This is a genomic window from Coleofasciculus sp. A1-SPW-01 (assembly GCF_040217205.1).
Taxonomy (GTDB): domain Bacteria; phylum Cyanobacteriota; class Cyanobacteriia; order Cyanobacteriales; family Coleofasciculaceae; genus Coleofasciculus; species Coleofasciculus chthonoplastes_A.
This window is the reverse complement of sequence record NZ_JAVJNP010000133.1, coordinates 14,373-35,077: the sequence shown is the minus strand read 5'-3', so window position 1 is coordinate 35,077 and position 20,705 is coordinate 14,373. Positions and strand designations below refer to the sequence as shown.

Here is a 20,705-nt window from a genome sequence, read left to right as displayed (position 1 = left end):
GCACGAACAGACTTTTGTATTGTTCCGGCGCGGAGGGGCATCCCGTGTCGTTAATAAAGCCAAGAGTCTCCTAAACAATAGTCGGATTGTCTTGGAAGCCTACACCATACCTGTACTCAGGTTGGTGTAGGAGTATGTCACTAAATTCTCTTACCCATCTCCCCCTGCTTCCCCTGCTTCCCCTGCTTCCCCTGCTCCCCCTGCTCTTAATTCCGGAGAATCCCTAACCCCGCTTCCCGTTCAATATAATCGGCAAGGTTAATAAAATCATCGCGGGGATAACAAATTCCGCCCACCAGTTTAAACGCTAACTCACTGCGAGCTTCGTCAGGATTTTCCAGTAAATGAATTCCCCAATAATACAGTTGATCACTAGAGCGAATACAAGCGTATTTGGGATCAATGCAGTGGAACTTATGATCGATGGCTTTGACCTCATTATACGTATCCAAAAACGTATCTCTGAGTAACCGCAATCGCCGTTTAGAGCCGGGATATTTGAAATTATTGACTAGCACAAATAGGTGAGCTTGTTGATTAAGTTCTCGGATTCCTCTTACCGTATCCTTAATCACTTGACCATGTTTGTTCAGTCCCAAGGGATTTAAGGTGGTGGGAATAATGCAATAGTCAAATTGACTCACCAGCTCTTTGGGATTACGTTCTAAGGCAGGGGAACAATCACAAACGACCATTTTACAATCCCGTGCTGCATCTTCATGCCACTCACGCCAATCATAGACCGCAATATAGGTACTCGCGCCAACACCTCTAGGTCGGGGAACATCCACCCCATCGCCTAGTAGCTTTTGCAGGTTTTGTTCTGGGTCTAAATCGACGAGCGCCACATTAAATCCCTCTAGGGCAAAAGCACCCGCTAAATGAGCAGATACGGTGGTTTTGCCGACGCCACCTTTGCAGGTAAAAACGCCAACATAAATTTTACCCGGTTTCGGCGGTTCTGGCGGCGGTAATTCATCCTCATTCACCCAGAGAATTTGGGTGTCTGCTGCAATTCCACATTGGATTTTAGCGTCTGACCCCCAAGAGCGAATTAAAGCATTGGCGGGCGCACCATAGCCTTTAGTCGTGATAAAAAAACCACAGTTAAAGTCTTGACCCGCTTTCGATTCTAAAAAGCCTAGGAATCGGAGTATTTGCGGTTTTTGGACATTACTGATCAACCATTTCAGATGAACCGCACCCGTTTGACCCTCTTTGCTAACCACTAAATCATACTCTGGCGGCTTGGGGTCGGGAGTGGTAACAGTCCACCCCTCGTTCTGAAAAATCGTTGCCACATGTTGCTCAAACTGAGCAAAGTCTCTCATATAAGGCGGCTTTCGAGATGATGACATAACTACGAGCAAGTAATAAGTAATAAGTAATAAGTCAAAACGGGGATGGCAGAGCAAATAAAGTGTTGTTTTTACTTACACATATCTTGTTCAATACGTCAACCCTTATTTTTGACCGACTCTCTGGACTATTGTAACTTTTATCACCAATTGCCCCACGTTTCTGCTGATTGATCATTGAGCCTGATGTTACTCAACCCACTCTCATCTCCCAGACGTGCCATGGCACGTTTCTACAACCCCATCTCTCTTTAAAGTTTAAGCCCATAGAGGGATGCATTTGTGCTAAACACCTGTAAAGTGAACTTAATTTAACTCGCCAGAGGGATGTGCGTCAATTAATTCTTCTGTAACTTGGAAAGTGAAATACATACATATTGATGCTTTTCGAGGACTTATATATGAATCCGACAAATCCTTCAGATCGCCAAGCTAAGACAAAAGAGCAAATTAAATACGAAAACTACGACAGAAACCTGGTTCCGGCGGAAACAGCCGCCCGTCATGAACGGGAAGGAGATAACTATAAGACGAAGGTTACGGAAGATCAGCAAACCAATCCTGATAGTATCAACACCACTGAGGGATATACCGTAGACAACGAAGGCTTGGTGAATAACTTTGCCGTTGAACCCGAAATGTATGTCAACGAACCGGGTGACTTGCGCCAAAAAGAAGAACAAGAGACGGCTAAACGCCGCCAAGAACTGCAACAACTCGATGAAGAACGCCAAGGCGAGTTGACGATGGAAAAAGATGAGCGTGGTCGAGGACCCGGCGCTGTCTAGGATAGACAAAATAGACAAATAAGTTAAGTACAGACGTAGCAGGCTACGTCTGTGTTTTTAGGTTTGAATTATAGCTGTCGTCATAAAGTTTAGGAGAGATTTAACGGCTGAAACAACTACGTACCAGCAATAAACTTTTGCTCCCCTGCTCCCCCACACCTCTACATCAATAAGGTCCAAACATCTCGTTAGCTGGCACGTCTGGATTGTCGCTGTAGAAAAACTCACGAATGAGTTGCAGGACTTCCTCTTTGCTTAAAAAACCATCCTGATTGGTATCTAATTTAGGAAATACTCGTGGAGCATAAACAGGCGATACATTGTAAACACTTAAAATCCCTGCCCACTCTGCTTGGCTAATTTTTCCATCTTCATCTTTGTCAAACACCTCGAAAACTAATTCCATAAAGAAATGGATGTTGTGCAGGTATTTCTCTTCATCATTTAAAATAATAGAATAGTAGGATAACCATTCTTCTAAGCTAACTTTTTTATTGTGGGTTATATCTGCATCTCGTTTCAATTCTTCCCAGTTGCGATTACAGTTATTCAGTAAAATTTGATACCTAGGGGAACGCGAACCCCAGTGTCTTAATGCGGCTAACTTTTTTATAATATTTTCAAAATCTTGATAAGCTAAAGCCCCATCAAACTTGGCATCGTGCATACTGAAAAATTTAGTCAGTTTGCGCGTTTGTAGTTCAGTCAGCATAAGTTTCCCCTCTGAGAGTAGAGACATTGCAGGCAACGTCTCTACAATATCATTTCTCTAGGTCACAGAGACTTATGGGTAGTCGGAAGAGCTAATAATCGATGCTACCTTGAGCAACAACGTCAAATGTCCAGCCGATAAACACAAACTGCCCTGTGCTGATTCCCGTTGTGGTAAGTAGGTGGACACAATAAAAGCTATAGCGCTACGCGCTAGGCTTTCTTGCAATAGGCAATAGGCAATAGTGAAGAAAAACACTGACTCATCAAGGGATTGAGCGATTTAAATGCGCCACAGCTAACATCGTATGGCGATTTGTCCAGGCTTCTATGGAGTCAAAACAGGGTTTATTTTCAAATAACTGAGGAACCGCCGATCGCAACGTATCAGCATAGGCGTCATTCATTGCACCAGCTTCTTGTCCCAATTGAATCACAGACTCAATATACTCCTTTTGGTTGATGCGGCGATCGCCACAACAAATTAGTATTACTGGAGCTTCCCCCACCTGACGCTGATTAAAGGCACAGGCTTTGAGTTTTTCCCGATTCGCCGCTTCCCGCACCACTACAAATCGCCAGGGTTGTAGGTTGTAACCGGAGGGCGATCGCACGCCTAAGCGAAATATTTCTGTTAAAATAGCCTCCGGAATCGTATCCGGACGAAAAGAACGCGCCGCACGACGTTGTTCAATAGCCGTTTGTACGTTTAAGGTGGGTTGTAAATCGCTAGTCATTCGATTTTTAGGATAACGACAAATAAATTAAATAAGGTGGTTGTTTAAACCACCTCATCCTACCACAACTGGTAATATTAGACTCAATTCAATTTAGCTTAAGCTAAAACAAAATCCACATCTTCGGCGCCAGAGGTTTCACCTTGTCCTGATGTAACTTGTTCTCCATTTACATCAACACAGAATGGCGTATCTTCTAAGTTCACATTATAATCAGTCGTATCGGCTGTATACCCCACACTAGCAATCATTTTTCGCCCTTCATCGGTGTAAGCAAATGCCAACATTTGATTTTTATCTTTCTGATTGTCGTAAGCCCAAATCACCATGTATTGTTGTCCCTGATACTCGAAAACCTTAGGCGGACGAGTGGGCGTATAACGACCTTCATCACCAAAGCTAGCATCGAGAAAACCTTGTACCGAATCCGTAGCGACTGTCGCATAAGCAACTTCTTCTTCAGATGCAGGTTCTGCTTCTTCTTGACTTTCATCAACCACTTCTTCTTGGTCTCGGTTGCGTAAATAATCAACCGCCATTTTCGTCCCAATACCACCAACCGCAGCCACACCTGTACCGATGAGAATATTGCGAAGCAGATTCTTCTTATTCATGATTTATCCTGAACGTTTTACCTAATTTACATCACGTCAATATTATCATTAACAGTACCAGGTAATAATGTCAGGAAAATTTTTAATTTTTAGAGGGAGAAAGCATTACCCTTTTACCCTCTGCCTTCTGCCCTCTAAGTAATCGGACAAAATAAAACGGCACGCTACATAAACGTAGCTTGCTTCTCAAGGGAGCGAGTTCTTCACCGTTCACGTTAATTATGTCCACCTACTTACCCTCTACCCCCTGCCTTGGAGCCTTCTCCCTATTCCAACAGGGAGTAGTTAACCCAGATTGAGTTGTGTTAATCAGAGTCAGATGAAATATATCGACTAATCAAGTTAACCGTGTAATTGAGACTAAGGAGGAGAAGGAGTAGAATTGCTATTTTTATCGGCAACGGAGCAAAAAACAAGCAAAATATCAGACAGATTAATGCAGTGAGTACAGCAGCAACTCGTTCTATTTCTTCAGTAACTTTAAGACTGAGATAAACGGCTATTAAGGCAATGATTAACGTTATTGACCAAAGTATCAGCGTCATAAAACTACAGCAGAAATAACTCAAGTCTATGGTTCATTAAACTCATAGGCAGCACAGTAGCAATCGTTACAGATTCTGCAATTACCCAAGTCAGTGGACACAATTAAAGTTCAAGCTGGAATCGTCATACTCGCTCCCGACAAGAAGCAAGCTATAGCCTTTGTCATTTATCCTGTGTAAGGGTTATAATTTGCCCAATCTTGACATAACGCTTGATTTGCCAACCAACGACGTGGCAGCCTAACTGGGGTTATTGAATGAATGTGCTAGGTCATCATAGTCATCCATCCCATTACCTTTTTACCTCTTCGGAAAAGTACAGAGTCCGCTAATCCTAAGTAATGGGCGACGAGTAGTAGTAAAAAAGATTGACCCATAACCTGATCAAGAAGGTTAGGGCAATTTTCAAAGTCTAAGCATAATACTGTGGAACGGTTCCAGAGTTCTCGAAATAATTTACAATTTTTAGGTAGAAACGATATAAGAGAACGAAATCGGCTGAGTGCCGCCTTCTCTAAGTCTGCGCTGGTGTAATTGGCTGGGGAGTGTTGATCTGCCATTCTTATCCTCCTAGTAGCCTAATAGCTCTCCCATCTCCAAGATAATAGAGTGAAGCCTCTGCCTCCAAAACTCTGTAACGAAAACTTTACTATTGGTAGATTTTTTTTTGGCAAGGGTTTCCCTCAAACTCCTACATAAGACATAAGACAAAGGACAAATGATGCTCCTAACCGTTCACGTTAAACGGTGTTGACTAATTAACCTGACTGCCATGACTCCGAGGATCATCTGGAGACGTCTTTGACGATGATACAGGCGCTTTAAATGTAGAGACTTGTCCATCGCCTTGAGTATAGGGTAAAGGTAGGTCAGCGACCAAGGCTTCTAAGTTCGCCTCTAAAACTGGGCGAGGTTGTTCCCCAATCGTTTGGGCAATGGCTTCGCCTTGGGTGTCTAAAAACACAAAATGGGGGATACCATCGACTCGGTAGTTGAGAATTTCGGGTAACCACTTGCTGTTATCCACATTCAGCATCACAAAATTAACCGAGTCGGTGTACTGTTGTTTCAATTCCCCCAAGTCTTGCGCCATGGCTTGACAAGTAGTACACCAGTTAGCATAGAACTCCATTAAGGTTGGCTTGCCATTACTCATGGCAACTTCTAGGGGCGTGGATTCCTCAGCTTGGGCATCGAGAGAAGCCGAACCCGTCTGTGTTTGTAATCCTAAGAATAGGGCAACGCCAAGAATGATGGCGACTAGGGCAATTATAAAATTTCTCAGCCGAGAGCTGAGACTTGCTTTAGGTGTCTGGGGAGATGGAGAGCCGGAGTCTGGGGAATTCGCGGTCATGTTTAACGCAATTTAAGTTACAACTTGTCAATTTTCATCAAAACGATGCTGTCCATAGGCTAACAAGACCATGAAAAAACGGCTAACCCTCACCTTTCCAAAACGCACAGTCCAAATGCCAGTAACCTACCGACTGGCAAAGGATTTCAATGTCGCCGCCAATATTATCCGCGCTCAAGTTGCCCCCAATCAAATTGGCAAACTCGTGGTGGAACTCTCAGGAGATATCGATCAGCTTGATGCTGCCATTGAGTGGATGCGATCGCACGATATCAATGTATCCCTGATTGACCGAGAAATCTTGATTGACGAAACCAGTTGTGTCGATTGTGGATTGTGTACGGGTGTGTGTCCCACAGAAGCCTTAACCCTCAATCCCGATGACTTTCGACTCAACTTTACGCGATCGCGTTGTATTGTCTGTGAGCAGTGTATCCCTACTTGTCCGGTTCAGGCAATTTCTACGAATCTTTAATTCGTCATTTGTTTATGTCATTCGTCATCGGACAATTAACGATTGTTATTTAATAAGGGTCGTACAATCAGAAAACCTGCACCAAAGGCACTGAGTACAATCAACACGATGGCTAAGACTAAAAACCAACCATTGACCTCTCTGTGACCCTCAGAGGCGGATGTACGCCGGGAACGAGAGTCTTCCTGTTCAATGACGAAACTTTCTCTGTAAGGCGAGGAAAGGGGGTCTAACTGGGGATGAGGAGGGGGAACCTCAACCCCTACCCTAGAGGGAGCTGATTTAGGTGATTTAGATGATTTAGGGATTGACGGGGTAGGATGGGATTCTGAAGGAATCGATTGGCGTCGAGGCATTTCCACCCCGGTAACGGGTGTCAATGAATCCACTACCTGCTGAAGATGTTGGCTCGATTGCAGCACTTTTTCCACTTCTTGGCGCAGTTTTTGGTTTTGTTTGACCAACTGCTTATTTTGACCATTGAGGGAATCCAACATCGCTTGGGCTGCTTGTAACTCAGCCGCCAGTTCCCGGTATACAGAGATTGGCACTGAAGGGCAATAGTTATTGGCGGCGGTTGACGGGGTATAACGGTCGGTTGGCGGATTTTGCATAGAAGGATTAATTGGGGAATTAGAATTCATGTAGACCGCGTAGGTCTTAGGCTGGTCAGGTGCGGGAAATTTCGATGCCCTCGGAACCTATAGCCGTGGGGTTCCTGACAAAAGTTTCGTTCTTATCTAGGAATAGTCGTAACCGACTTCTGATGAACTCCTAGCTCTATAACTGTGGCATTAATTATACGACGCCTATCTTACACTATTCGCCTCTTTAGGAAAGAAGCCTATGCTATTTAACATTAACTCCATGGTTTTGCCATTTCCGGTCATCAAGAGGGCAATAATGGGAAAAAATGCCCCACAGGTCCATATCCTTGACCAATATCGAGGGCGTATTGGAGTGCTGTTGTCACATACTCCTTTGCCCTTTGCACGGCGGTGAGTGGGTTTTTGCCCATCGCCAAATTCGCCGCGATCGCACTACTGAGTGTACAACCTGTGCCGTGATTATTCTTGGTTTCAATCAACATCGTTTTCAGGGTGTAGAACTGAGACCCATCAAACCAGACATCGACCCCACACAGATCACCCTTCATCGCACCGCCCTTAACTAAAACAGCGTTTGCTCCCAGTTGATAAATGCGTTGGGCAGCCGATCGCATATCATCAAGGGTATGAATCTCTAAACCACTAAGTAATTGAGCTTCATAACGATTGGGTGTCACTATCGTTGCCAGAGGAATCAAACCCTCTCGCAAAGACGTTATCGCCTGATCATCAATCAGTTGGTCTCCTGTGCGGGATACCATCACCGGATCAACCACCAGGGGGTCAAGCTGGAAACTCTTAACCTGAGACACTACAGCATTAATAATCTCAGCATTGAGTAACATACCCGTTTTGGTCGCCTGAGTCCCCATATCGCGCACCACCGCCTCAATTTGAGCAACAACGGCGGCGACTGGCAAAGCATCAACGCGGTTGACCCCTTGAGTATTCTGGGCGGTGACACAAGTCAGGACACTCGCACCATGAACTCGGTGAAAGGCATAGGTTTTCAAATCTGCTTGAATTCCTGCCCCACCGCCGCTATCTGATCCGGCTATTGTCAGCGCTACTGGTACTTGCATCAGTTATGAGTTTTGAGTTATGGGTTTTGAGGTTTGATACTTCGCTCCCTCAGCTCCCCCAGCTCCCCCAGCTTCCCCTGCTCACTCAGCTCCCCTACCTTCTCGTACTAGCTTCTGGGAAAACGACGCCGTTGCAAAAATTCGGGAATATCTAGTCCCGGTCGGCTTTTCGGTTCTGGTGCAGGGGTTGGCGGATTAGGTCTCGGTGTGATCGGTCGTGTATAACGGGGAACTTCATTGACAGGTGGGGGCGGTGGCGCTTCACCACTAAATCCCGTGGCAATCACCGTAATTCTAATTTCACCTTGAAGCCTGTCATCAATCACAGCACCAAAAATAATATTAGCGTTGGGATCAACCACCTCGTAAATTGTTTCCGCCGCCGCATTAACTTCGTGTAGCGTCAGATCACTACCCCCGGTAATATTAAAAACTACCCCTCTAGCGCCTTCCACCGACGACTCCAGCAGGGGCGAGGAAATCGCTGCCACCGCCGCTTCTCTAGCGCGGGATTTACCGGAACCTACACCAATTCCCATTAACGCTGAACCCGCGTCTGCCATAACAGCTCGCACATCAGCAAAATCGACATTCACTAACCCTGGAACGGTGATAATATCTGAAATCCCTTGTACACCTTGACGCAGGATATCATCGGCAACTCTAAACGCATCTTGAACCGGTGTTTGTTCAGAAATCACCGACAACAGCTTATTATTGGGAATCACGATTAGAGTATCAACTCGGCTTTGCAGTGCGGCAATCCCTTCCTCCGCTTGAGACGTGCGGCGGCGTCCTTCAAAGGTAAACGGGCGAGTGACTACGCCCACCGTTAACGCGCCCATTTCCTTGGCGATTTCTGCCACAATCGGTGCTGCACCCGTTCCTGTACCGCCACCCATCCCGGCTGTAATGAAAACCAAATCGGACTCGGCTAAGGCTTGGGCAATTTCATCGCGAGATTCTTCTGCTGCTTTTTGACCAATGGCGGGATTTCCCCCCGCACCGAGTCCCCGTGTCAACTTTTGACCCACCTGCAAGCGTTTAGCGGCGGAGTTTTGGGAAAGGGCTTGAGAATCGGTATTAATTGACCAAAACTCGATCCCAGCCACTTCACTGGCAATCATCCGATTGACAGCGTTGCCGCCTCCACCACCAACACCAACAACTTTAATTCTGGCAACACTACCTGGCAAAATGTTGTCGCTCCTCGCGTCTTCCCTGGGAATCCCTTTGGAATCATAATCATGGGGTTGACTAAACTGCAACCCAGAGTTGCTGAAGGGATGGGTATTCTCCGCTCCAACTGAAAGATCGGTATTCAGCGTTATCGGAGAGCTTTGATGGACAAGCCCTAGTTTACTATTAAGCGTCATTGGAATAGGTCAGGGTTGATAATCAACTTTATCAGTTATATGTAACAATCTGAGTCAACTATAGGGTAAGTCGATTGAAAAACCAACGAACACCCCGGTTTGTTGTAAATACTCTTGAAGGGTACTCTCCTCAAGAGTTGCCCAAATGGGCATAGCTGAATTTTCTTTTATACCACTATTACCGCCATGGTTAGTCATGATCCGGTTTAGGGGTTTCACTTGCCGTCTTCATCTGAATCACCGGACGGTCTGGGTTTTTAAGATCAATATAGGCGATTTGGCTGGCTTGAAGCTGAGTGGGTAATTGTCTCATGCGATCCAAAACTGCCAGTTGTTCCGCCAATTGGGAACTATCAGCTCCTAAATGCACATTTCCTAATTCGGTTTTCAAGATTAAATTGGCTGGGTTGCGCCAATCAATCTCCAGGATTTTGACGGGAGAGTGGTGGACAGCCGGATACACTTGCGACCAGTATGGACGATAGTGTTCATTCTGACCCCGCACTTGCAGCGTGGGTAACTCGACATTGGCTTTGAGAGAACGATAGCTACTCTGGGGCATCCAGACGCCTCGTTCATCCAAAAAGCCCGGTTCTGAGGTTGTCTGAGTTTGCCCCTGGGCGATCGCAACAGGTTGGCGTTCTTGGACTTGAATGATCAATCCAGGCGGCATAAGTTGACGAGTTACTGTCGCTTCAGCAATGGGTGCGGTATTTTCGAGAGATTCTGCGATCGCTTGGGGTTCCACTCGCCAGAGGGATTGAGGATAGGATAAGGGGAGCAGCGATCGAATCGCCTGAGTTGAGAGAAATTGATTCCCCTCAATGTCAATTTGTTCCGGTTGGCGAATTACCCAATCGGGTAAGCTAATCGTCCAAATCAAACCGCTAGCCATACCGCCTACCATAAGCGATCGCCACAGCGCCTGAAAAAATTTAATTCGGCGTGCGCGTCTTAGCTGTTGTCGCCGATTACTGATTTGGGCTTGGGAAACTGATGCAATGTTATTCGTCATTCGTCATTTGTCATTTGTCATTCGTCATACTCGCTCCCGACAAGAAGCAAGCTACTTACAGTCGGGGCGGGTTTAGTTACATCTGGGTGTAACCGAAAAGATAGTAGTGAAACCCGCCCCTACATAATCTCCCTTATCTTTCCCATCTCCCTCATCTTCCCCATCTCCCTCATCTTCCCCATCTCCCTTATCTCACTCATCCTCTACTCTACCTGAGGGATCAAATCCAAGCCATTAGACCCTAAAGGGGGTATTACCCCTACGTATAAGGGTTCGGTCAATGATTTACGCTCTACTTGAATCAGGTGACTCAAGAGTCTTGCTTTATGAAACTGCATCTACCTACTTTTTTCAAAGCTTGTAACCCAGCTAGAACTCTAGTGATGGGCAATCCAGAGGATCGTCAGTACTATATTAATTTTTCGTCTGTGCGGGGCGGCAAAATTATCGAAGCCTTAGGACGCACGATCGCACGACTTTCGCCCGATGAACCTACCTGTCAGCTTTTTACGGGACATATTGGCTGTGGTAAGTCTACAGAATTGTTTCGCTTGAAGGCTCAGTTAGAGGCGGAAGAATTTCACGTTGTCTATTTTGAGTCGTCTCAAGACTTGGACATGGCAGATGTTGATATTAGCGATATTTTACTCAGCATCGCTCGGTCGGTGAGTGAAAATCTCGAAGCGATCGGGATTCGTCTCCAACCCCGGTACTTTAACAAACTCTTCAACGAGATTAATGATTTTTTACAGACGCCTATCGATGTGGATGTAGCGGCTGAACTGTCCGTCGGTATTGCCAAAGTCACTGCCAAAACCAAAGATAGTCCTCAATTGCGCGAACAGATCAGACAACACCTAGAGCCTCGTACTCAAGGGATTTTGCAGGCGATTAATACTGAAATCATTGAACCGGCGATTAAAAAGCTCAAACAACGAGGTAAACAAGGGTTAGTCGTCATTATAGACAACTTGGATCGGGTTGATCCCCGACCGGTTCACGCGGGGCGATCGCAGCCTGAGTACCTGTTCATTGATCGCGGCTCTCAATTGCGACGCTTACGCTGTCATCTGGTTTATACCATCCCCTTAGCGCTGATGTTCTCTAACGAGTATGAAACCCTGAAGAATCGCTTGGGCGGGGGTGTGGCTCCCAAAGTGTTGCCTATGGTGCCGATCTGGTATCGAGATGGGCGGGAGTTTCCGCAAGGAATGGCATTACTCCGACAACTGGTTTTAGCCCGTGCGTTTCCCCAGGTTCCTCCAGAAGAGCGCTTAAATTTAATCTCAGAGGTTTTTGACAGTCCCGAAACCCTGGATCGCATCTGTCGGATTAGTGGGGGTCACATTCGCAACTTGTTGGGACTGCTGTATAACTGCCTGCAACAAGAAGATCCACCCTTTTCTCGCGAATGCTTAGAGAGTGTGATTAAGGGATACCGGGACGATCTGGCGTTAGCGGTTGAGGATGCGGAATGGCAGTTACTCTTTCAGGTGGTTCAGCAGCAGTCCATTCGCGGGGAAAAAGAATATCAAACTCTGCTACGCAGTATGTTTGTCTATGAATACCGCGATGACTTGGGTCGTTGGTTTGGAGTAAACCCAGCTTTAGCCGAGACTGCTCGGTTTAAATCGGTTGCTGATGTGAGTGCTTGATGGGGAGCTGGGGGAGCTGGGGGAGCTGGGGGAGCTGGGGAAGATGAGGGAGCTGAGGGAGCTGAGGGAGCTGAGGGAGTAAACGAATGACGAATAACGAATGACAAATCAGTGATCCAAGTCACATTTACTATAAAATTTTGTCACGATTTTTATCAGTTGATCTCACTGTTTAATTCTATTAAAACTTGTTAAATTGTCTGCGTCTAAGTTGTGATTTTAGAAGTGGGTTAAATTTCTCAATAAATAGCTTTTATCTTATCAAAGATACGCTTTAATAAAAGATCTGTCATTAAAATAGCAGATCCATCCGCCGAAGCCAATAGAGGTCTTATTGGTTGGTTTTCTGTTTTTTAGCCTTTGTATTTAAAGTCCCTTATTAACACCAGCTTACTCGACGATAGCCACCTAGGAGTAGTCACATTTTGATAGGAATGAAGGAGAAAGAGAGAGAGAGAGCCGAAGAAATAGTCTTAGCCAATGAGCGTTCACTATCTACCCTGGCTCGGGCAATCACCCTGTCGGAAGGACAATTTGCCCTGATTTTAGTCCGCTGCAACTATGAGTGCTGCAAACAACCGATGTGCCAGCAACTCCAAGGGCTGACAGGAATTCCCTTGAAACAGTTAGTGCTTCAAGAGTCCAGTCAAACCTTATATACGGTTATCCTAGACGCGATCGCGAAAGAGGACTTATCTGTCCTGCTCGTATTTGGTCTGGAATCCGTGACCGCAATTGATCCAGTCTTAATCTCTACCAATCAGGTACGCGACGAATTTCCGAAAAGTTTTAGCTTTCCTATCGTTTTATGGGTCACTGATGAATTACTCCACAAATTAGCCCGATTTGCTCCTGATTTTAAGAGTTGGGCGGCAACGTCGATTAAATTTGAACTGGCAACCGCCGAGTTGTTGGACTTATGGCAACACACAACTGAGGAACTGTTTACCACGCTTTTAGAGAAAAGTGTCGGTGAATTTTTGTCCAACGAAGCGCTCAAGCTGTCGCCGGGATGTCAGCGTCGTCAAGAACTCGAATCCGCATTACGAGATTTGCAGGGGCGTGGTGTGAATCTAGAACCTGCTCACTATGCGACATGGCAGTTTATTTTAGCCAGAGATGCCTTTAAACATGACTTGATTGAGGTGGCTCTGGAACAGTATCAACGGAGTCTAGATGTTTGGCAACAGATTACCTGTGCTATCTCCGATGGCGCTGATCAACAATCCTTAGAACGGATTGGCATCTTACAGTGTCATCTGGGTTGGTGTTATTGTCGTCAAGCTCAATTACACCCAAGTCATAAGTATAGAAGTTGGGAGAAAGCTAGAGAATTTTGGCAAGCAGGGATTGACGCCTTTACAACAGCGGGACGCTTGGATTGGGTTGCCCACTTAACCATTCAACTGGGTGAAGTGCTGCAAAACTTGCAAAATTGGGCAGATTTACAAGCGCTGGCACTTCAGTCGTTGGCGCAGTCTCAAACCCAAGACAATGTGGCTCAATTACCCCAAGCTTATGGTTTTTTGGCAGCGGTGGCATTAGAAGAATCCAACTGGGAGGATGCCAAAGTCTTCGTCCAAACAGCGTTAGATATTTTGGATCAGTCTCACTTATCTCAACCTCAGCATCAGGGATGGTACTTACTGATCCGTGCCAAAGCCCAGCGTCAACTGGGGGAATCAGCAGCGGCGATCGCGGATTTAGAGGCGGCGTTAACGGTAGAGGGGTTACTGCCAAACGCGCCTCATCAGTCTCCCCAGCTTTATCTGGACATTCTCCAAGAACTGCGATCGCTCTACTTCGATCACCAGGAATACCTACGAGCCTTTGAACTCAAGCAAAAACAACGCTCCCTGGAACAACAGTATGGCTTTTTTACCTTTCTTGGTGCAGCACCCTTACTCTCTGGGCGACACCAACCACAATTATCGCCCCTGGAAATAGCGGCGGCTGGGCGATTGCCGGATGTAAATCGACTCTTGGAACGCCTCAGCCGCAATGATCACAAACTAACGGTAATTCATGGTTCCTCTGGGGTGGGTAAAAGTTCTTTAATTCACGCCGGATTAGTCCCTGCCTTAGAGAGTCGCACGATTAGTGCTAGAGAGGTGATCCCCGTGGTGCAGAAAGTCTACAGCGATTGGCAAGCAGAGTTTTCTCGACAACTCAACCATGCCTTAGGCTGTACCCCTAATCCCTCATCGGATACGGCGTTAGATCCCCAACCCCTAAGCCAACTGGCAACCTGTGTCAATCAATTACAGCAGGCGGCTGATGGGAATATCCTGATCGTGCTAATTTTTGATCAATTTGAAGAATTTTTTTTCGTCTGTACGGAATTAGAACAGCGACGCCAGTTCTATGAATTTTTAGAGCATTGTCTGAATCTTCCCTTTGTCAAAGTTATTTTATCCCTGCGGGAAGATTACCTGCATTACCTGCTTGAATGCGAACGCTACACGAATTTGAGTGCGATTAACAACAATATTCTGGATCGACAACTTCGCTACCACTTGGGGGATTTGTCCCCACGGGAAGCGAAAAATGTCATTTCCACTCTGGCTTCAGGGTCTCAGTTTAAGTTAGACGACGCCCTAATTGATGCCCTAGTTCAGGATTTAGCCTCACCCACCGAAAGCGTGCGACTGATTGAATTACAGGTGGTGGGGATGCAACTGCAAACGGAGAAAATTACCACTCTGGCGCAATACCAAGCCTTAGGCACGAATCCGAAAGCCACTTTAGTCGAACGCTGGCTCTTGAATGCTATTGCTGATTGTGGATCTGAAAATCAAGAGACAGTTTGGCAAGTCTTATTTTCACTGACAGATGACCGAGGAACTCGTCCCTTGAAAACTCAAATTGAGTTGGAATCCGGGACAAAAGACTTAGATATGGGACATACACCATCCCCCGCCGTTGTCAACCCGCCATCCTCACTTTCCCTAATTCTGGAGATTTTAGTCGGCTCAGGGTTGTTATTTCGCCTACCTGACGAACCCGAGGATCGATATCAGCTAGTTCACGATTACTTAGTCGCCCCCATCCGTCACCATTACAAAAAACGCCGTAAGCAGACACTGGTGACACGGCTGAAGCACAGTCAGATGGAACTCTTACGAGTTCGCAAACAGCGACTCCGGGCGATCGCAGTCGGTACAGCAATGGCAGTGCTGGCGGTTACGGCTGGGGGGTTAGGATGGCGGGCTGAGGTGCAACGCCGACGCGCCGCGACTCTAACCTTTAATGCCCAACTAGCGGCGATTAGTGCTTCCTCAGAAGCCCTATTTGCTTCTGGAAAAGAGTTTGATGCGCTGCTGGAAGCGCTCAGAGGCGCAAGACAGCTTAAGCAGGTTGCTGTCGGGGTTAAACCCGATACCCACCTACAAGTGATTGCCGCCCTCTCTCAAGCCGTAGACTCCATAACCGAGCGAAATCGGTTAGAAGGACATAGTGATATCGTCTGGGATGTCAGCTTTTCCCCTGATGGAGAACTGATTGCCTCAGCCAGCCGCGATCGCACGGTAAAATTGTGGCGTCCTGATGGTACATTAGTCACGACTCTGCAAGGGCATCAAGATAGCATTACCAGTGTTTCCTTTAGTCCAGATAGTCAGCTAATTGCATCCAGTAGTTGGGATGGTACAGTCAAGCTGTGGCGTCGGGATGGCACCCTTGTCCAAACGTTGACAGGGCATAAAGGTTATGTTTATAGCGTTAGGTTTAGTCCCGACGGTGAACACCTAGCCTCCACAGGTGCGGATGGTACGGTGCGCCTGTGGCGAGTGGATGGCGAGTTAATTCATACCCTTTCAGCCCATAAAAAAGCAGCGCAGTGGGTTAGCTTTAGTCCCAATGGTGAGATGCTAGCGTCAGCCGGAAGCGATCAAACCATCAAATTGTGGACAAAAGACGGTCAATTATGGAAAACGCTCACCGGACATCAGGGTAAGGTTAACAGTGTGGCATTTAGTCCCGATGGTAAATTCATTGCCTCAGCTAGCGATGATCGCACCGTGAAATTGTGGGATACTCAGGGTAAACTTATTAAAACCCTCTCCCAACCGGAACGCTGGGTATTAAACGTAACCTTCAGCGCTGACAGTCAGTTAATTGCAGCAGCAAGTGCCGATAATACGGTAAGACTGTGGAATCGTGATGGTAAATTACTGAAAACCTTTAAAGGACACAGCGATAGAGTAACCGCTGTCAGTTTTAGTCCCACAAAACAAGCAAAAGAAACCGCAGACACATTAGCAACTCCCGTCGTCCTCGCTTCTGCCAGTTATGATAAAACCATCAAAATTTGGGAACTGCGGCAACAGTCTCAGCTCATTTTACGCGGGCATGATGATGATGTGCGAGATGTGACCTTTTCTCCCAATGGAGAACGGATAGCTACGGCGAGTAACGATAAAACTGTCAAAATTTGGGATCGTTTTGGTCAACTTTTGCACACCTTAACCGGACATACGGAACGAATTTATAGTGTTAGCTTTAGTCCTGACGGGGAACGCCTTGCCTCAGCCAGTCGAGATGGTACGATTCGGCTGTGGAATAGAGAGGGAGACTTGATTAAGGTATTGAGCAGTCATCAGGATTGGGTGTTGGATGTCAGTTTTAGTCCTGATTCGCAAACCCTTGTCTCCGCCAGTCGAGATAAAACGATTAAACTTTGGACACGAGATGGAGTTTTGATGAAAACCTTAAAAGGACATCAATCCCGCGTCAATGGGGTAACTTTTAGTCCCGATGGTCAGATCTTGGCGTCTGCTAGTGATGACCAAACCGTCAAACTCTGGAATCGTCAGGGACAATTGTTGAAAACTTTAAAAGGTCATAGTAATTGGGTGTTAGATGTTAGCTTCTCCGCCGACTCTCAGTTATTAGCGTCAGCTAGTTATGACAATACTGTCAAACTCTGGAATCGCCAGGGTGAACTGCAAACAACCCTGAAAGGATCTACCGATAGTGTGGCGCGGGTTGAGTTTAGTCCTAGAGGAAATATTCTGGCAACAACAAGCTGGGATAATCGGGTACAAATCTGGCGACTAGATGACACTTTAGTGAAAACATGGGAAGCTGAGGAGGGGCGCGTCACGAGTGTAAATTGGAGTCAGGATGGTCAGGCATTAGCTGTCGGTACTGAAGATAATACCGCAATTGTTTGGAATTTAGACTTGGAGGAACTGTTAGCAAAAAGTTGCAATTGGCTGCAAGATTATCTCAATCATAATCCTGATGTTAAACAGAGTAACCGTGAGCTTTGCCAACCCATCGCCCGTGAAAAATGAAATAGCTAATGTTGAAAGGTTATTTCTGAATAGGGCGGGTTTCGTTGTTCATTGATTAGTAACAAGCTAGCGCTAGTTCCTAAACCCGCCCCTACAATTGACCCGTTGCTTCATTTTTCCGAGCCTGCTGATTACGGTTTTTGGCATGAATCGAGCTTACTAGTGCAAGAAGGCAGAAATAACTGAACAGCTAATATCTCCCCCCGCTTCCCCTGCTCCCTCTGCTCCCCCTACTTCATCGTATCTATGAAGCTGCTCAAGTATTTTTACCGAGCTGCACTAGGGGAATCTTTGAACCCGTTTCAACGGGTTTAAGCTTTTAGCCCCAACTTTAGTTGAGGGCTTTCTTAAACTTTCCGCGATTTTTTAGCCGCCCTACTAGAACTCCTCGCGAGTCATCGGCGCGATCGCGGGTAGCGAAATCCTTAAGGGATTGGTTTCAGTTTGGATGAGTAAAGTTGTGGTCAAGATTGGCTTATGCAAGTATTGGAACAACTGTCTGTAGAGAGCCCGACAGTTCGCCAAGATCAATCATTGTTGGGTTTCCTTACGTCAACCCAACCTACAATAATGACAAAGAGGCGAAGTTAGCATCAAAACTATGAAAGCCATATCTGAATTCCCCACAACTTTACCCGATCACACCCAACTCCCAGAATCGGATGGTACGTTTGTGAAAAATTTCCAAGAACATCCTCAAAGCATTCTATTAACCGAATCCATCGAGCCGATTCTCCAACAACTGCACCCCGACGAGCGCTACTGTATCGGTCAAGACAGCGGTATCTACTGGCGTTTAACCGACCCACCCGAACGCGGAGCCGAAGCCCCCGACTGGTTTTATGTTCCCAACGTACCACCGACTCTTGAGGGTCAAATGCGGCGCTCCTACGTGCTTTGGCAGGAAATCGTTTCTCCCCTCATCGTATTAGAATTTGTCTCTGGTAATGGTCAGGACGAACGAGATCGCACTCCCTACGAAGGGAAATTCTGGGTTTACGAACAAGCCATTCACGTCCCTTTCTACGGTATTTACGAAGTAACCCGATCCAGTGTAGAAGTCTATCATCTGGTCGAGGGGCGCTACCATTTACTACCAGCTAATGATCGCGGACACTACCCGATTTCACCTCTAGGAGTAGAACTTGGCATTTGGCAAGGACACTACAAAAACGCCGAACTTCCCTGGTTGCGGTGGTGGGATAGCGAGGGAAACTTGCTGTTGACGGGGGAGGAACGAGCCGAACAAGAACGCCAGCGAGCCGAACAAGAACGCCAACGAGCCAACCAAGCCGAGCAGGAAAATGCACGTCTGCGAGAACAACTCAAGGCTTTAGGCATAGAACCGGAAACGCTGTAAGTCGGTGGACACAATAAAAGCTAACGGTTCGTCATTTGTCATTTGTCCTTTTGCGATCGCAAGCCGATAAGCTGTTCGGCATTTAAACCTTAATGTCAATAATGGTGAAATCCTTGTAGGGCGAGCATCTTGCTCGCTACTAATACCCAATTTAAATGCATGACAGCTTAGACTCGCCGCGAACGTGATGCGAGGACTCCAAGCCAAGGAGCAAGAGCAAGCTCGTTTGGACACCAATAACCCCAACCAGATATGGCAAAGAGAGCCGTTTAAATAAATCTTGACAATCCGGAACCTGTGATAAATAATTGTATCCTGATTTGAATTTCTAGAGGTTACTATATGCAGCTTGGTCCTGGTTTTTGGGCGACATTCTATTATTATTTTACAGGAATGACTCTGGTTGTGGCTGTCTTAGCCTCGCAAGTGCTAGGTCTAAGTTTAACTCAACCCCTTCCATATCGTTACGGTATTACGCTCGGTTTAGTCGCCGGATTAGTGGGGGCTTATTTCAATCGCAGCGTGACTTTTTCTCTAGAGTTTAAGAATAAAAAAGCCTTTACTAAAACCCTCAATAAAACCTTATCCGATATGGACTTTGAACCCAAGTCAGAAATCGATGATTTTGTGGTATATCAACGTCCGGCTTTGCGTAATATTTTTTCAGGCAAAGTGTTTGTGCAAATTGATGATGGCATAGCGACAATCATTAGTCGCGCCAGTATAATTAGGCGATTGCGTCAGGAAGTTGAACATTAGAAAGAAGTCTAATCTGTGTTTTATTTATTAGTGGATTAGGGTAAAGTTAAGTTTAGCTTGCTTTTGACCTAACGATTGCACTTCGCAAAATCCGCTAAAATTAATAAAGACTGCATCAGCCCTAAACTTAACCCTAACCATGTATGAACTTGAACCAATACACAAGCGCTTTCCTCAAGTGCCAATAGAGCGACGGTTCTATGCTTTCCTCATTGATTTTGTCGCTGTTTGGTTGGTTAGTTCGATGGCGGGTGGAAATCCTTTTTTGCAAGTGTTGGTGTTTATGGCACTGTGGTTAGGGATGCGCGTCGTATTGGTATCGAGCAATCAGGGTCAGAGTTTAGGACGCTGGGCATTGGATATGAAAGTGCTGGATGCTAAATACGGCAAACTTCCAGGGCTATTGACACTAACCAAACGAGAAGGCATTCTGGGTGTCTGTGCACTCTTAGCCATGTTTGGCTTCAACGTTTTGGCGAATGGCATCTCCATGCTGCTCTCCATGCTGCTGTTAATTGCCCCATTAGGGGTAGATTGTGGCATCGCTTTATCGGAACCGGAAAAACAGCAAGCGTTTCACGATCGCATTGCCCAAACCCTGGTGATTCCAACCCGTCGTGGGTTCTCTCTGGATCTGCGTCTAAAGCGATGGGTTGCCCAAATCCGGCGTCGTATGCAAAAATAAGAGATTGTGTTTAAATTCACTCACGCCCTGATTTAATTTACTAGACGTAAGACTATGGCAAGTAAGAAAGGTGTTCGACTGGTTATAACCTTAGAATGTACAGAGTGTCGCACGAACCCAGACAAGCGCACAAATGGTGTCTCTCGCTACACCACGATGAAAAACCGCCGCAATACCACAGGGCGGCTAGAACTGAAAAAGTTCTGCACTCATTGCAATAAGCATACGGTGCATAAAGAAATTAAATAGCCATGTAACAATGGCAATGCATCCTAAACTGAAATTG

17 protein-coding genes and 1 pseudogene are annotated in these 20,705 nt (G+C 46.2%); 8 read left to right on the top strand and 10 right to left on the bottom strand.

Going from position 1 to position 20,705, the window contains the following annotated elements:
* Positions 1-206: 206 nt before the first annotated feature.
* Positions 207-1,358 carry a nucleotide-binding protein gene (locus RH949_RS20880; protein WP_157453438.1) on the bottom strand — a complete coding sequence of 384 codons (1,152 nt, stop codon included), beginning with the start codon at positions 1,356-1,358 and terminating at the stop codon, positions 207-209.
* 401 nt (positions 1,359-1,759) lie between these two features.
* Between RH949_RS20880 and RH949_RS20875 the strand changes: the two genes are divergently transcribed.
* Entirely contained in the window at positions 1,760-2,146 is a 387-nt protein-coding gene (locus RH949_RS20875; protein WP_006106236.1) for a hypothetical protein, read from the top strand.
* A 166-nt stretch (positions 2,147-2,312) separates the two neighbouring features.
* Here the strand turns inward: RH949_RS20875 and RH949_RS20870 are convergent, their stop codons facing one another.
* The 5 genes and pseudogenes from RH949_RS20870 to RH949_RS20850 all read right to left on the bottom strand — a co-directional run bounded on the left by RH949_RS20870 (position 2,313) and on the right by RH949_RS20850 (position 6,107).
* Positions 2,313-2,858: an EF-hand domain-containing protein gene (locus tag RH949_RS20870; protein ID WP_006106273.1), complete on the bottom strand. Its 546-nt coding sequence runs from the start codon at positions 2,856-2,858 to the stop codon at positions 2,313-2,315.
* 283 nt (positions 2,859-3,141) lie between these two features.
* A pseudogene (locus tag RH949_RS20865) lies at positions 3,142-3,594 on the bottom strand (nitroreductase family protein); the annotation flags it as partial.
* Positions 3,595-3,692: 98 nt separating this feature from the next.
* Positions 3,693-4,208: a hypothetical protein gene (locus RH949_RS20860; RefSeq protein ID WP_006106275.1), complete on the bottom strand. Its 516-nt coding sequence runs from the start codon at positions 4,206-4,208 to the stop codon at positions 3,693-3,695.
* A gap of 811 nt (positions 4,209-5,019) precedes the next feature.
* Positions 5,020-5,313 carry a hypothetical protein gene (locus RH949_RS20855; RefSeq protein ID WP_044211150.1) on the bottom strand — a complete coding sequence of 98 codons (294 nt, stop codon included), beginning with the start codon at positions 5,311-5,313 and terminating at the stop codon, positions 5,020-5,022.
* A gap of 194 nt (positions 5,314-5,507) precedes the next feature.
* Entirely contained in the window at positions 5,508-6,107 is a 600-nt protein-coding gene (locus RH949_RS20850; protein ID WP_446355849.1) for a thioredoxin family protein, read from the bottom strand.
* A gap of 70 nt (positions 6,108-6,177) precedes the next feature.
* Between RH949_RS20850 and RH949_RS20845 the strand changes: the two genes are divergently transcribed.
* Positions 6,178-6,582, top strand: a complete 405-nt coding sequence (locus RH949_RS20845; RefSeq protein WP_006106245.1) for an NIL domain-containing protein — start codon at positions 6,178-6,180, stop codon at positions 6,580-6,582.
* Positions 6,583-6,617: 35 nt separating this feature from the next.
* Here RH949_RS20845 and RH949_RS20840 read toward each other — a convergent pair whose 3' ends face one another.
* The 4 genes from RH949_RS20840 to RH949_RS20825 all read right to left on the bottom strand — a co-directional run bounded on the left by RH949_RS20840 (position 6,618) and on the right by RH949_RS20825 (position 10,663).
* Complete coding sequence (locus tag RH949_RS20840; RefSeq protein WP_006106269.1) at positions 6,618-7,226, bottom strand: hypothetical protein; 609 nt, start codon at positions 7,224-7,226, stop codon at positions 6,618-6,620.
* A 245-nt stretch (positions 7,227-7,471) separates the two neighbouring features.
* On the bottom strand, positions 7,472-8,272 hold the full coding sequence (gene thiD / locus RH949_RS20835; RefSeq protein ID WP_446355846.1) for a bifunctional hydroxymethylpyrimidine kinase/phosphomethylpyrimidine kinase: 801 nt from the start codon (positions 8,270-8,272) through the stop codon (positions 7,472-7,474).
* A 107-nt stretch (positions 8,273-8,379) separates the two neighbouring features.
* Positions 8,380-9,648 (bottom strand): cell division protein FtsZ, encoded by a 1,269-nt coding sequence (gene ftsZ / locus RH949_RS20830; RefSeq protein ID WP_044211143.1) that lies wholly within the window; start codon positions 9,646-9,648, stop codon positions 8,380-8,382.
* A gap of 190 nt (positions 9,649-9,838) precedes the next feature.
* Positions 9,839-10,663 carry a cell division protein FtsQ/DivIB gene (locus tag RH949_RS20825; RefSeq protein ID WP_006106266.1) on the bottom strand — a complete coding sequence of 275 codons (825 nt, stop codon included), beginning with the start codon at positions 10,661-10,663 and terminating at the stop codon, positions 9,839-9,841.
* Between the two features lie 326 nt (positions 10,664-10,989).
* On the opposite strand from RH949_RS20825, the gene RH949_RS20820 reads away from it, so the two are divergent.
* From RH949_RS20820 to rpmG, 6 genes are all read left to right on the top strand, one after another.
* Positions 10,990-12,318 (top strand): P-loop NTPase fold protein, encoded by a 1,329-nt coding sequence (locus RH949_RS20820; RefSeq protein WP_044211141.1) that lies wholly within the window; start codon positions 10,990-10,992, stop codon positions 12,316-12,318.
* 434 nt (positions 12,319-12,752) lie between these two features.
* On the top strand, positions 12,753-17,615 hold the full coding sequence (locus RH949_RS20815) for a WD40 domain-containing protein (RefSeq protein WP_446355843.1): 4,863 nt from the start codon (positions 12,753-12,755) through the stop codon (positions 17,613-17,615).
* A 601-nt stretch (positions 17,616-18,216) separates the two neighbouring features.
* Positions 18,217-18,975: a Uma2 family endonuclease gene (locus RH949_RS20810; protein ID WP_446355841.1), complete on the top strand. Its 759-nt coding sequence runs from the start codon at positions 18,217-18,219 to the stop codon at positions 18,973-18,975.
* Between the two features lie 342 nt (positions 18,976-19,317).
* Positions 19,318-19,734 (top strand): hypothetical protein, encoded by a 417-nt coding sequence (locus RH949_RS20805; protein WP_446355839.1) that lies wholly within the window; start codon positions 19,318-19,320, stop codon positions 19,732-19,734.
* A gap of 139 nt (positions 19,735-19,873) precedes the next feature.
* Complete coding sequence (locus RH949_RS20800; RefSeq protein WP_446355837.1) at positions 19,874-20,419, top strand: RDD family protein; 546 nt, start codon at positions 19,874-19,876, stop codon at positions 20,417-20,419.
* A 54-nt stretch (positions 20,420-20,473) separates the two neighbouring features.
* The gene (rpmG, locus tag RH949_RS20795) at positions 20,474-20,668 is read left to right on the top strand and encodes a 50S ribosomal protein L33 (protein WP_446355835.1); all 195 of its coding nucleotides are present in this window, start codon (positions 20,474-20,476) and stop codon (positions 20,666-20,668) included.
* The last annotated feature ends 37 nt before the right edge of the window (positions 20,669-20,705 follow it).

Coding starts and splice junctions, on each gene's coding strand:
- thiD (WP_446355846.1), bottom strand. CDS start 8,272: ATGCAAGTACCAGTAGCGCTGACAATAGCCGGATCAGATAGCGGCGGT.
- RH949_RS20860 (WP_006106275.1), bottom strand. CDS start 4,208: ATGAATAAGAAGAATCTGCTTCGCAATATTCTCATCGGTACAGGTGTG.
- RH949_RS20800 (WP_446355837.1), top strand. CDS start 19,874: ATGTATGAACTTGAACCAATACACAAGCGCTTTCCTCAAGTGCCAATA.
- RH949_RS20870 (WP_006106273.1), bottom strand. CDS start 2,858: ATGCTGACTGAACTACAAACGCGCAAACTGACTAAATTTTTCAGTATG.
- RH949_RS20805 (WP_446355839.1), top strand. CDS start 19,318: ATGCAGCTTGGTCCTGGTTTTTGGGCGACATTCTATTATTATTTTACA.
- RH949_RS20810 (WP_446355841.1), top strand. CDS start 18,217: ATGAAAGCCATATCTGAATTCCCCACAACTTTACCCGATCACACCCAA.
- RH949_RS20875 (WP_006106236.1), top strand. CDS start 1,760: ATGAATCCGACAAATCCTTCAGATCGCCAAGCTAAGACAAAAGAGCAA.
- rpmG (WP_446355835.1), top strand. CDS start 20,474: ATGGCAAGTAAGAAAGGTGTTCGACTGGTTATAACCTTAGAATGTACA.
- RH949_RS20880 (WP_157453438.1), bottom strand. CDS start 1,358: ATGTCATCATCTCGAAAGCCGCCTTATATGAGAGACTTTGCTCAGTTT.
- RH949_RS20850 (WP_446355849.1), bottom strand. CDS start 6,107: ATGACCGCGAATTCCCCAGACTCCGGCTCTCCATCTCCCCAGACACCT.
- ftsZ (WP_044211143.1), bottom strand. CDS start 9,648: ATGACGCTTAATAGTAAACTAGGGCTTGTCCATCAAAGCTCTCCGATA.
- RH949_RS20825 (WP_006106266.1), bottom strand. CDS start 10,663: ATGACGAATAACATTGCATCAGTTTCCCAAGCCCAAATCAGTAATCGG.
- RH949_RS20820 (WP_044211141.1), top strand. CDS start 10,990: ATGAAACTGCATCTACCTACTTTTTTCAAAGCTTGTAACCCAGCTAGA.
- RH949_RS20855 (WP_044211150.1), bottom strand. CDS start 5,313: ATGGCAGATCAACACTCCCCAGCCAATTACACCAGCGCAGACTTAGAG.
- RH949_RS20840 (WP_006106269.1), bottom strand. CDS start 7,226: ATGAATTCTAATTCCCCAATTAATCCTTCTATGCAAAATCCGCCAACC.
- RH949_RS20845 (WP_006106245.1), top strand. CDS start 6,178: ATGAAAAAACGGCTAACCCTCACCTTTCCAAAACGCACAGTCCAAATG.
- RH949_RS20815 (WP_446355843.1), top strand. CDS start 12,753: ATGAAGGAGAAAGAGAGAGAGAGAGCCGAAGAAATAGTCTTAGCCAAT.